Origin of the sequence: Caballeronia sp. M1242, from assembly GCF_017220215.1 — a bacterium.
Taxonomy (GTDB): Bacteria; Pseudomonadota; Gammaproteobacteria; order Burkholderiales; family Burkholderiaceae; genus Caballeronia.
In genome coordinates this window covers 1,123,821-1,136,189 of record NZ_CP071130.1, presented here as the reverse complement: position 1 = coordinate 1,136,189, position 12,369 = coordinate 1,123,821, and the positions used below count along the sequence as shown (strand labels likewise).

Genomic DNA, 12,369 nt, shown 5'->3' with positions numbered 1-12,369 from the left:
TCACGAAAAGCCCTGAAAAAACGATATAAAAACGCAAAAGACTCGCACGAACGCGTCCGGCGTATGTAGAATCCGGCGTGATACGCACGCATCGGTGCGGACGTATTCGATATCAACGACCAAACAGGTAGGAGAAACATGCCGACTTCCGCTAAAACCGCTGCTAAGAAAGCCACGGCCAAGAAGGCCACGGCAAAGACCGCCGCACCGGCCAAGAAAGCAGCCACGAAGGTTGCCGCGAAGAAAGTAGCCAGCAAGACGGTTGCCGCCAAGAAGACGCCGGGCACCTTCGCACCGGTCAAGGACACGTTCACAAAGGCATCGCTCGCCGCGCATCTGGCAGAGCGCGCCGAGGTGGATGTGAAGGCAGTCAAGGCCGTGCTGGTCGCGCTGGAAGACACCATTCTCGGTTCCGTTCACAAGAAGGGTTCGGGCGAATTCACGCTGTCGGGTCTCTTGAAGATCTCCGCGCAAGCCGTTCCGGCGAAGAAGAAGCGCTTCGGCAAAGACCCGTTCACCGGCGAAGAGCGCTGGTTCCCGGCCAAGCCCGCAAGCGTGCGCATCAAGGCACGCGCGCTGAAGAAGCTGAAGGACGCAGCAGCCTAAGCTCCAAATTCGCGCTCGACGTATCCGTCGGTGCCTGAAGAGGCCAGCTTTCCTCGCGGAAAGCTGGCCTCTTTTGCATTGCGCCGCGTTAGCTGTCGCGTGCGTTCGCTCCGTCGAAGACGGACGCTACCCAATCCACGAAAACCCTGACGCGCGCCGACAATTGACGGCTATGCGGATACAGCAGCGACACCGGCATCGGCGGTGGAGGAAACGCCGGCAGCACGCATTGCAGGCGACCGTCCGTGAGCGCATCGTCGATGTGATAACGCGGCACTTGCACGATACCGAGGCCCGCGAGCGCCGCCTGCGTGTAAAGCTCGACGCCCGTGACGGAGATAGCCGATGGAAGCTCGACCGATTCGATGGTCCCGTCGACACCGAATTCCAGCGGCACGGCGCGCCCCGTCGCGCTCGATACGTAGTTGACCGCGCGATGCGATTCGAGCGCGCGCAAGTCATCCGGCGCGCCGTGTCGCGCGAGGTACGCCGGACTCGCCACCGTCACTTGTTCGAGCAACGCGACGCGCCGCGCGATCATCGACGAATCTTGCAGCGTGCCCGCGCGCAGCACGCAATCGACGCCTTCGCGCACGAGATCCACGAGCCGGTCGTCTTCGCCGACATGCAATTCGATCTGCGGATAGCGTTCGAGAAACGCGGGCAGCGCTGGCACGATGAAGCGTCGCGCGAGCGTGCCCTGCAGATTTACGCGCAGCAGGCCCTTCGGTTCAGCATGCCGAAAGGAACCCTCCGCTTCTTCCAGATCTTGTATGAGGCGCACGCAACGCCGGTAATGCGCTTCGCCATCGGGCGTGAGGCGCACGGTGCGCGTCGTGCGTTCGAGCAGACGCGCGCCGAGGCGTTCTTCGAGACGCTTCATCAGATTCGTGACGGTGGCGCGCGGCATCTGCAAATCGTCGGCGGCTTGCGTGAAGCTGTGGCGCTCCGCAATGCGCACGAACACCTGCATCTCCTGAAAGCGATCCATGTTTCCGGGCCTTTTGTTGTGCGTTGAATTGTTAAAGCAACTGGAACGATGATACTAAGCCGCGCCCGATGATCGCTCATGCCGAATGATTCATGATGCATCGCATTCAGCAGCCACTTTCAAGGAGCGAGTCATGAGTCAGGCACAAGCAAAACGTGTGGTGATCGTCACGGGTGCGTCGCGCGGCATCGGCGCGGCGATTGCGCGAAGGCTCGCGCGCGAGGGCTTCGCGGTCGCGGTGAACTATGCAACGAGTGCGACGGAAGCGAACGCGCTCGTCGATGAACTGCGCGCGGCGGGGGGCGCGGCCATCGCGGTGAAGGCCAACGTTGCATCGGCCGATGACGTGCGGCGCATGTTCGATACGGTCGAAGCCGAACTCGGCAAGGTCGATGCGCTCATCAATAACGCGGGCGTGCTGAAGCCGACGCCGCTCGCCGATACGAGCGACGCGCTCTACGACCACACGTTTGACATCAACGTGCGCGGCACCTTCAATACGCTGCGCGAAGCGGCGTCGCGCATGAACGACGGCGGGCGCATCGTGAACTTTTCGAGCACAACGCTCGCGCTCAATATGCCGGGCTACGCCGTCTATAACGCGACGAAGGCGGCCGTCGAAGCGTTCACGCATGTCTTCGCGAAGGAGTTGCGCGGGCGGCGCATCACGGTGAACGCGGTCGCGCCGGGACCGGTTGCCACTGCGCTCTTTCTCGACGGCAAGACCGACGAGCAGGTTGCGAACTTCGCGAAGATGCCGCCGCTGGAACGTCTCGGTCAGCCGGACGATATCGCGTCGGTCGTGGCGTTTCTCGTCGGCGAGGATGCGGGCTGGGTCAACGGGCAAGTGCTGCGCGCGAACGGCGGCGTCGCCTAGACAGACAACGCGAGTTGCCCCGCGCTGCCAGTCGGTGAAGTGAGGGCGCGGCGGCGCGGCGCCGTCCGCTTGTCGTGCGATACGGCCGGCAACGCCAGTGCTTGCTGCATGACGAGGCTGAATGCGGGACGCGCGTCGCACGCGATCCATTCGAGTTGTCCCGCTGCGAGGCGTTTCGCGATCAGGCTGTACACGTCGGCATCGAACGGGCGAAGCTCCGGCGCGCTCGCGAGCAGCGCGGGGATAGCGTCGCGCGACGCGCACGTGCCCACATAGCACCAGCGATCGATCACGTGCCAGGCTTCGCTCGCGGTCTGCTCGTCGCGCTCCGCGATCGCGACGGCGCCGTCGTGAGGCCAGCGCACGATGCGCGACGCATCGAGTGCGACGAGCGCGCGCGCCGCATGATCCGCGAGCGATTCGACGCCCGCGCACGCGCCGAGGCAGCGCTTCACCTGAAAGCCGAAGCAGCCGCGCATTCGTCCGGGCGGCGCTTTTTCCAGACCGAGCGTCGTCGCGCAGAGATTGTGTTCATCGGCGAGATGGCGCATGAACGCATGCGCCTTGCCGCGCGACGCGAACACGCCGAAGAGATGCGGCTCGCGCGAGAGATCGCGTTTGTCGGCGCGCAGCAGCACCGGCGCGGGCGCGCCCGGCAGCCATTGCCACGCGCATGCCGGCGACACGCGCTTGAGCAGGCGATTGTGAATGGGCCGCAAGTCTTTGACGAGCTTCGCTTCCAGCAGCAGCGCGCCGAGCTCGCCGACGGTCTCGCGATGTTCGATACGCCGTATCGCCTGCGAGATGGACAAGTCCTTCGCGAGCCGATGATCGCCCGAGAAATGCGCCGTCACGCGCTGCTTCAGGTTGATGCTCTTGCCGACGTAGAGCGTCACGTCGTCGTCGCCGTGAAAGAGATAGACGCCGGGCGTGGAAGGCAGCGCGTCGAGCGCGCCTTCGGGCAGCGCAGCGGGCAGACTCGCGCGCTTCACGAGCGTCTTGATGGCCGCATCGACGAGGTCTTGCGAATAGAGCGCGTGAATCTTCAGCCAGAACTGCCAGAGCAGGTCGGCATCGGCGAGCGCGCGGTGGCGTCCTTGCGGCGCGAGATCGAGCCGCGCGATGAGCGCATCGAGACCATGCCGCTCGACCGATGGAAAGAGCGCGCGCGACAGCCGCACGGTGCACAGCGTATCGGCGCGAAATGCGATGCCCGCGCGACGGAATTCGTTCTTCAGGAAGCCGTAATCGAAGCGCGCGTTGTGCGCGACGAAGAGCTTGCCGTGCAGCCGCTCGGCCAGCGCCGGCGCGAGCGATTCGAACGTCGGCTGGCCGCGCAGCATGGCGTCGTCGATACCCGTGAGGCGCGAGATGAACGGCGGCACCGGCACGCCCGGATCGACGAGCACGCTCCATCGCTCGATGCCCGCCGTGCTCGCCTCGACCACGCCGATTTCGGTGATGCGGTCCACGGTGGCATCGCTGCCGGTGGTTTCGAGATCGACGAACACGATGGGACGCGCAAGCCCGGCGAGGAGGGCGTCGGCGAGGGAATCTTCTTGCATGAAGGCAGCGGGGACGAAAGGAGGCGCAGTGCGCCGAGTCTATCGCGAAACGCGCATCCGCATTCGCGCTCAAGCCACGGCGCACCGTTGCCGTTAAGCAAAAACGTGCATGCGCCATGCGATGCGCATACAGATCAGTACAATAGTGGTTTGGTTTTTTGTTTTCGGAACTTTCGACATGACTTACTGCGTGGGCATGTGCGTGGACGAGGGTCTCGTCTTCTTGTCCGACACGCGCACCAACGCTGGCGTTGACCACGTCAGCGCCGCTCGCAAGATGGCTGTTTTCGAGCAGCCGGGCGAGCGCGTGATCGTGTTGCTCGCGGCCGGCAACCTGGCGCTCACGCAAGCGGTGACGCAGTTGCTCGCGGAGCCCGCCGACCATCACGCGCCGACGCTCTATAGCTGCACCACGATGGCGGAAGCCGCGCGCATCGTGGGGGATGCGGTGCGCGAAGTGCATCGGCGCGATGCGCTGTCGCTCGCTGAGTTCAGCGTCGACTTCAATTGCAGCTTCATTCTCGGCGGCCAGATTCACGGGCAGGGTCCGCGCCTTTTCATGGTGTACGCGGCCGGCAATTTCATTGAATCGACGCGCGTGTCGCCGTACTTTCAGATCGGCGAATCGAAGTACGGCAAGCCGATCATCGACCGCGTGATTACACCGGCCTCGCCGCTCGACGAAGCCGCGAAATGCGCGCTCATTTCCATGGATTCGACGCTGCGCTCGAATCTTTCGGTCGGTCTGCCGCTCGATCTGCTGGTCTACGAGAAGGACGCGCTGCGCGTCACGCGCTTTGCCACGCTCGACAACAACAGCGCGTATTACCAGATGATCAACCGCACGTGGGGCGAGCGGCTGCGGCAGTTGTTCGGCGAGATTCCGAACCCGACGTGGACCGATCTCGCCGACGTGCCGCTGCGCCGGCGCGAGGCCGACAACACGGTGCCGCGGCTCGTGATCGGCGATCTGCCCGCCGGTTCGGATGCGCCTGCGCAGACGCTCGCGGAGGATGTCGACGGCGCGGGCAACCTGCCGCCGGAATGAGCCTTCAACGGGCGTCGGCCGCGCATTGCAGCGGCATCGCGAGGCTCGCCTTGATCGCCTGCATTTTGCGCGGCGAATCTGCCAGCACGGCGTCGATGCCGAGACACGCGGCCGCGCGATAATCCTCGGCGCTGTCGATGCCGATGGCGAGCACATGCGCGTAGCCCCGCGTCCGGAAGCACGCGAGCGACTCGCGCGTCCACATCTTGGCCTCCACGGGCGAGCGCGCTTCGCCGAGCGTGAAGGTCTCGACCACTTCCATCTGCCTTTTCCACTCGAATGCAGCCCATGTGCCGGGCTGCGGCGGCTCGGCGCATGTGCGCACCAACGCGACGCCCGCGAGCCGTCCACGCGTCGCATCGCGCGGTTCGAAAAGCCGCGCCTGCGGGTACGCAGCGAACGCGGTCTGATAGGCCGCGTCGGTGGAATAGATGAGCACGCGCGACCACGCATTCGCGCGGTCGAGCACGCGGGCGACGGCCGCGGCCTGCGGCTCGGCGGGCAGCGCCTTCATGTCGAGCATCACGGGCACGGACGCCGGAATCGCGGAGAGCGCGTCTTCGAGCGTCGGAATGCGCAACGGATGCGCGCGATACGGATACGTCCTCGCGCCGCGCGCATCGGCGTGCGCGAAGTTCCAGCTTGCGTTCAGGCGTTGCAGCGCGGTGAGGTTCAGGCTCGCGACGGCGCCTTTGCCGTCGGTATTCGCGGACAAGTCCGCCGGTCGATACAGCACCGGCACGCCGTCACGCGTGAGCTGTACCGAAAGCCAGATGGCATCCGCGCGATGGGCCAGCGCGCCCGCGATGGCGAGCAGCGTGTTCTCCGGGAAGTCGGCCGTGCCGGCGCGATGCGCGACGATCATCGGCAGCGCGGGCGGCTCGTCCGCGAACGCACGCGCGAGGCCGCCCGCTAATAGCGAAGCGAGAGCGATCCGGCGGAAAAGGGCGAGCATCGAATGGACTCCGTGGCGGCGGTATCGAGAACGCCATCTAGCGGCGCATAAAAAAACAGCCATCGGAAAACCGATGGCTGTTCGAGATACCGCTTCTCCGCAGACGCGGCACTCGCGTGCCACGCCAATCGGTTGTTCTTAGAACTTGTGACGCAGGCCGATCAGGACCAGTTCCTGGTGGCTGCGGCCGCTGTCGAAACCGAAGTCGCTGATCGAAGCGGTTGCGTTGGTCGTCGAGGTCGACACGCCGTCCGGGTTGTTCACACGTTGCGTGCCGCTTGCGTGCTGATATGCGCCGACTGCGTAGACGTCCGTGCGCTTCGACAGCGAGTAATCCGCACCGATCGAAGCCTGGTGATACGTCGCCGACGTGTCGCCGCTGCCGTGCGTGTACGTGTAGCCCAGGCCGAGCAGCGTAGCCGGCGTCAGCTGGAAGTTCACATAGCCGTTGCCGACGTTGAACTTCTCTTGCTGCGGGAACAGCGAGTTGCCGTCGTTCTTGTACTGCGCGAAGCTGTACGACGCGCCGACCGTGAACGGACCGAACACGTACTGGCCTGCGCCGCGTGCGATGTTGATGGAGTGAGCCGTCGAGTAGCCGCCGTTGATGACGCTGTTGAACAGCGAATCCGACGACGGGCTGTTCCAGCCGGTGTTCGTCGTGGTCAACGGCGCGCGGCCTGCGCTCGGGTTGTTCACCGACAGGTAGCTGGCTGCGATGGAGAACGGACCGTTGGCGTAGGTCGCCGCGCCGCCCCAGGTCTGGCCCTGGCCGGTCGCGCCCGCCAGGTTGCTGAAGCCGTAGATGCCTTCGAACTGGAAGCCCGAGAACACCGGCGAAACGTACTTGACCGCGTTGCTCACGCGCAGGCTGTTGTCGTAGTTGTCGACGTCACCCGGCGTGGCGAACGCTGCGCCCCAGTAGTTGTCGGCCGTGAGGCCCTGGACCATGTCGACCGACGGGTCATATTGACGACCCAGCGTGACCGTACCCCACTGGTTGCCGCTCAAACCGACGAATGCCTGACGACCGAACTCGCGTCCACCCTGATTCAGACGACCCGTGCCCGGATCGAAGCCGCTTTCCAACTGGAACAGTGCCTTAAGGCCGCCGCCGAGGTCTTCCTGACCCTTCAAGCCCCAACGCGGGCCGGACAGCGTGCCGTTGACCATGCCGAACAGATGGTCGCCTGCCGGGTTGGCATGGCTGACATAGGCAAGGCCCGTATCGATCACGCCATACAGCGTCACGCTCGTTTGTGCCTGTGCCGCGCCAGCTGCGCCGAGCAGGGCCAGCGAGAGGGACGTCAGTGCGAATCGTTTCATCGAATTCTCCACGCGAATGATTAAAATCGTTGTTACCGGCGCAGAGAATAACGCAACGTTTCGTTACGTTAGAAACGAAAAAAAATGACTGTCTCCAAAAAGACACAGTGCCACGAGACGCCCGTCCATACTCGGTTTGCGGCTGTCTCTTGTGAAATCTGAGACGTGACAAACTCGCGCCGCAAAAGTTCCGCGCGCAGTCTGACGCACGCAGCGTAACTCGCGGGCTAATAACGATTAATGCTCGAGCGGATAAGAAACCGGATTTTCGTTTTGCGCAAGCAGCCGCAGTCGGTCGTTCAGACGTCGCGCGAAGAACCGCCGCCGTCGCGCCGCGAAAGCAGCGCCACGGCCACGCCCGCCGTCGCCGCGACGAGCACCGCGCGCCACGGGTGGCGCTTCACGGCGGCGTTCGCCTGCGACGCCTTGCGCCCGGCGCCGACCATGGCGACGGCGGTGGCGCGCGTGGCCGTCGATTCGGCGCGCGCCACCTTGCGCGAGAGTTCGATCGTCCGCTTGAGCGCGAGCGCGGCCTGGCGCGTGCGGCCGCCGTTGGAGATCCGCGCGGCTTGCGGGCGCGCGCTTCGGACATCGATCGGCGGCTGCGCGACAGGTTCAATATCCGCCGCCATGTCGACGCGCGTGGACGCCGCGAGCATCGAACCGATCTTGGCGCGACTTCCCGGCGGCACGCTGCGGTTGTCCTGCACGCCCCACGCGCCGCGCGGATCGTGCATGCGCGCGCGCGCCGCCGAGAATTCCGCGCCCAGTAGGAGCACCGCCGCGGAGAAGTACAGCCACATCAGCAGCACCGCGAGCGATCCGGCCGCGCCGAATGCGCTCGCGGTGCCCGCGTGCGTCAGATAGAACGCGAACAGCTTCTTCCCGACGGAGAAGAAGATCGCCGCCACGACGCCGCCGACGAGCGCATCGCGCCATTGCACCGGCGCATCGGGCAGAAACTTGAGGAGCGCGCCGAACGCGACGGAGAGAATCGCGAGCCCGGCCACCAGTTGCACGACATCGCCGATGACGACGAACGGCGAATCGCCCCACAGCCACAGGCCGACCGCCTGAATCGCGGTATCGAGCACGAGCGAGACGATGAGCAGAAACGCGACGCCCAGCACGAGCCCGAACGACACGAGCCGCACGCGCACCATCGCGAGCACGCTGGAACGCTGCTCGCCGGTGAGCGGCCACACGATATTGAGCGCCGTGTTGAGCGAGGAGAACGTCGCCGACGCGCCCACGGCCAGCAGCACGAAGGAGATGATCGCGGCGATCCCGGTTCCGCCGCTGCGATGCGCGTTCTCCACGATGCTCTGCACGCCCGCGGCCGCCTGGTCGCCGATCAGCCCGTTGACCTGGTGGAAGAGCTGGCCGCGCGCCGCTTCCGGGCCGAACACCCAGCCCGCGACAGCGATCACCATGACGAGCGTCGGCGCGAGCGAGAAAGCCGAATAGAACGCGATGCTCGCGGCCATCGCGGCGCAGCGGTTTTCCGAGAACTGCTTGAGCGCGCCGAGCGCCCACGACGCATCTTTTTTGACCACGGAACCTATTTTTTGCGTGGAAACGGAGCTCATGACGAATCTCTCGGTGCGATCAAACAGTGGCGGCGCGGGCTCTGAGCGCGTTGCGCGGGCCCGCGGGCGGTAAATGCAACCGATCGAGCAGGTTCCGTTCCAAGACACGCGCGAACGGGCGAAGCGCATATATAAGAACATTGCTATGATCGCGCCTGCCGCGACGGGACGCTCGTTCGTTTCGCGCGGCGCAACCGCTACGTCGCGCGCCAGCCACGACGGCTGCAGCGCCGGCGGTTCGAAAAATCGACGCTGCGTGCGAGCGGCAGGACCTTAAGCCGAACGCGCGCTTCTATACTTTTAGAGCACCCCACTTCACGACGCGCCGAGGACATCATGCTTCAAATGTCACGGCGACAGTTCCTCAAGGTTTCCGCGAGCACGCTCGCCGGATCGAGCCTGGCTGCACTGGGCTTCTCTCCGGCACCCGCGCTGGCCGAAGTCCGACAATACAAACTGTCGCGCACCACTGAAACGCGCAACACCTGTCCGTACTGTTCGGTCGGGTGCGGCATTCTGATGTACGGTCTCGGCGACAACGCCAAGAACGCGAAGGCCAGCATCATCCATATCGAAGGCGATCCCGACCATCCGGTCAATCGCGGCACGCTGTGCCCGAAGGGCGCCTCGCTCATCGACTTCATCCATAGCCCGAGCCGGCTGATGTATCCGGAGTATCGCGCGCCGGGTTCGTCGGAATGGAAGCGCATTTCGTGGGACGACGCGCTCGACCGCATCGCGAAGCTGATGAAGGAAGACCGCGACGCGAACTTCGTCGAGACGACGGCGGACGGCAAGAAGGTCAACCGCTGGCTCACGACGGGCATGCTCGCGGCGTCGGCGGGTAGCAACGAAGTGGGCTATCTGACGCACAAGACTGTCCGCAGTCTTGGCATGCTCGCATTCGACAATCAGGCGCGTGTCTGACATGGCCCGACGGTGGCAGGTCTTGCCCCGACGTTTGGCCGTGGAGCGATGACGAACCATTGGGTCGACATCAAGAACGCGGACGTAATTCTGGTGATGGGCGGCAATTCGGCCGAGGCACACCCGTGCGGTTTCAAATGGGTGACCGAGGCGAAGGCGCACAGAAAGGCGCGCCTGATCGTGGTCGATCCGCGCTTCACGCGTACTGCATCGGTCGCGGATTTCTACGCGCCGATTCGCACCGGCACGGACATCGCCTTCCTTGGCGGCGTCATCAACTATCTGTTGACGCACGACAAGATCCAGCACGAGTACGTGAAGAACTACACGGACATGTCGTTCATCGTGCGCGAAGACTTCGCGTTCAAGGACGGCACGTTCTCGGGCTATGACGCCGAGCATCGCAAGTACGACAAGACGAGCTGGGACTACGAGCGCGGCGAAGATGGCTTCGTGAAGGTGGACCCGACGCTGCAGCATCCGCGCTGCGTCTACAACCTGATGAAGCAGCATTACGCCGCCTACACGCCCGAAATGGTGACGAAGGTGTGCGGCACGCCGACCGACAAGTTCCTGAAGGTCTGCGAGATGCTCGCGTCGACGGCGGCGACGAACCGCGCGGGCACCATTCTGTATGCGCTCGGCTGGACGCATCACTCCGTCGGCGCGCAGATGATCCGCACCGGCGCGATGGTGCAGCTTCTGCTCGGCAACATCGGCATTGCGGGCGGCGGCATGAACGCGCTGCGCGGTCACTCGAACATCCAGGGGCTGACCGACCTCGGCCTGATGTCCAACCTTCTGCCGGGCTACATGACCCTGCCGATGGAAGGTGAGCAGGACTACGAGCAATACATCACGAAGCGCGCGACGCAGCCGCTGCGGCCTAACCAGCTGAGCTACTGGAAGAACTATCGCGCGTTCCACGTGAGCTTCATGAAGTCGTGGTGGGGCGACAACGCCACCGCCGAGAACAACTTCGGCTTCGACTTCCTGCCGAAGCTCGACAAGTCCTACGACATGCTCCAGGTCTTCGAGCTGATGGCGCAGGGCAAGATGAACGGCTACATCGCGCAGGGCTTCAATCCGCTCGCCGCCGCGCCCAACAAGGCGAAGATCGGCCTCGGTTTGTCCAAGCTGAAGTGGCTCGCCATCATGGACCCGCTCGCGACCGAAACGTCGGAGTTCTGGAAGAACCACGGCGAGTTCAACGACGTGGATTCGTCGAAGATCCAGACCGAAGTGTTCCGTCTGCCAACCACCTGCTTCGCGGAAGAGCGCGGCTCGCTCGTGTCTTCGTCGCGCGTGCTGCAATGGCACTGGCAGGGCGCGCAGCCGCCGGGCGAGGCGAGGAGCGACATCGAGATCATGTCGGGACTGTGGCTGCGTATTCGCAAGGCGTATCAGGAGCAGGGCGGCAAGTATCCCGACCCGATCCTGAAGATGTCGTGGCCGTACGCGGACCCGGAAAGCCCGACGCCCGAAGAGCTCGCGATGGAGTTCAACGGCCGCGCGCTCGCCGACGTCACCGATCCGACCGACAAGACCAAGGTGCTCGCGAAGAAGGGCGAACAGCTTTCGAGCTTCGCCTTGCTGCGCGACGACGGTTCCACGGCGAGCGGATGCTGGATCTACTGCGGCGCGTGGACGCAGGCGGGCAACCAGATGGGCCGCCGCGACAACAGCGATCCGACCGGCATCGGCCAGACGCTGAACTGGGCGTGGGCGTGGCCGGTGAATCGCCGCGTGCTGTACAACCGCGCATCGTGCGATGTGAGCGGCAAGCCGTTCGATCCGTCGCGCAAGCTGATCGGCTGGAACGGTAAGGCCTGGACCGGCGCGGACATTCCGGACTTCAAGGCGGACGAACCGCCGGAAAACGGCATGAATCCGTTCATCATGAACCCGGAAGGCGTGGCGCGTTTCTTCGCTCGCGACGGCATGAACGAAGGTCCGTTCCCCGTTCACTACGAACCGTTCGAGACGCCGCTCGGCTACAACCCGTTCTTCCCGAATGAGAAGAACGTCACGAGCAATCCTGCGGCGCGCGTGTTCCCGGACGACCGCGCGGCCTTCGGCACCGCCGATCAGTTCCCGCATACGGCGACGACCTATCGCCTGACCGAGCACTTCCACTACTGGACGAAGCACGTGAAGCTCAACGCGATCGTGCAGCCGCAGCAGTTCGTGGAAATCGGCGAGGATCTGGCGAAGGAAGTGGGCGTCGTCGCGGGCGATCGCGTGAAGGTGTCGAGCAATCGCGGACACATCATCGCGGTGGCGCTCGTCACCAAACGCATCAAACCGCTGACCGTGGAGGGCAAGAAGGTGCAAACCGTCGGCCTGCCGCTGCACTGGGGCTTCAAGGGCCTGACGCAGCCGGGCTATCTCGTCAACACGCTGACGCCTTCCGTGGGCGACGGGAACTCGCAGACACCGGAGTTCAAGTCGTTCCTCGTCAAGGTCGAAAAGGCATAAGGAGACG

At 64.5% G+C, this 12,369-nt stretch carries 9 protein-coding genes; 4 read left to right on the top strand and 5 right to left on the bottom strand.

Going from position 1 to position 12,369, the window contains the following annotated elements:
• The first annotated feature begins 138 nt into the window (after positions 1-138).
• Complete coding sequence (locus tag JYK05_RS18675; protein ID WP_175942273.1) at positions 139-606, top strand: HU family DNA-binding protein; 468 nt, start codon at positions 139-141, stop codon at positions 604-606.
• Positions 607-694: 88 nt separating this feature from the next.
• On the opposite strand, the gene JYK05_RS18670 is transcribed toward JYK05_RS18675, so the two are convergent.
• The gene (locus tag JYK05_RS18670; protein WP_206468796.1) at positions 695-1,597 is read right to left on the bottom strand and encodes a LysR family transcriptional regulator; all 903 of its coding nucleotides are present in this window, start codon (positions 1,595-1,597) and stop codon (positions 695-697) included.
• 133 nt (positions 1,598-1,730) lie between these two features.
• Here JYK05_RS18670 and JYK05_RS18665 point away from each other — a divergent pair, with 133 nt between their 5' ends.
• Positions 1,731-2,474 (top strand): SDR family oxidoreductase, encoded by a 744-nt coding sequence (locus JYK05_RS18665; protein ID WP_206468794.1) that lies wholly within the window; start codon positions 1,731-1,733, stop codon positions 2,472-2,474.
• On the opposite strand, the gene JYK05_RS18660 is transcribed toward JYK05_RS18665, so the two are convergent.
• Positions 2,471-4,039, bottom strand: a complete 1,569-nt coding sequence (locus JYK05_RS18660) for a 3'-5' exonuclease family protein (protein ID WP_206468792.1) — start codon at positions 4,037-4,039, stop codon at positions 2,471-2,473. The genes JYK05_RS18665 and JYK05_RS18660 overlap by 4 nt on opposite strands.
• A 178-nt stretch (positions 4,040-4,217) precedes the next feature.
• On the opposite strand from JYK05_RS18660, the gene JYK05_RS18655 reads away from it, so the two are divergent.
• Positions 4,218-5,087, top strand: a complete 870-nt coding sequence (locus JYK05_RS18655; protein WP_206468790.1) for a proteasome-type protease — start codon at positions 4,218-4,220, stop codon at positions 5,085-5,087.
• A gap of 4 nt (positions 5,088-5,091) precedes the next feature.
• Here the strand turns inward: JYK05_RS18655 and JYK05_RS18650 are convergent, their stop codons facing one another.
• The 3 genes from JYK05_RS18650 to JYK05_RS18640 all read right to left on the bottom strand — a co-directional run bounded on the left by JYK05_RS18650 (position 5,092) and on the right by JYK05_RS18640 (position 8,957).
• Positions 5,092-6,042, bottom strand: a complete 951-nt coding sequence (locus tag JYK05_RS18650; protein WP_206468788.1) for a glycerophosphodiester phosphodiesterase family protein — start codon at positions 6,040-6,042, stop codon at positions 5,092-5,094.
• A gap of 138 nt (positions 6,043-6,180) precedes the next feature.
• Positions 6,181-7,368: a porin gene (locus JYK05_RS18645; protein ID WP_206468786.1), complete on the bottom strand. Its 1,188-nt coding sequence runs from the start codon at positions 7,366-7,368 to the stop codon at positions 6,181-6,183.
• A gap of 299 nt (positions 7,369-7,667) precedes the next feature.
• Complete coding sequence (locus tag JYK05_RS18640) at positions 7,668-8,957, bottom strand: YihY/virulence factor BrkB family protein (RefSeq protein WP_206468784.1); 1,290 nt, start codon at positions 8,955-8,957, stop codon at positions 7,668-7,670.
• Positions 8,958-9,293: 336 nt separating this feature from the next.
• On the opposite strand from JYK05_RS18640, the gene fdnG reads away from it, so the two are divergent.
• The gene (fdnG, locus tag JYK05_RS18635; protein WP_206468782.1) at positions 9,294-12,362 is read left to right on the top strand and encodes a formate dehydrogenase-N subunit alpha; all 3,069 of its coding nucleotides are present in this window, start codon (positions 9,294-9,296) and stop codon (positions 12,360-12,362) included.
• The last annotated feature ends 7 nt before the right edge of the window (positions 12,363-12,369 follow it).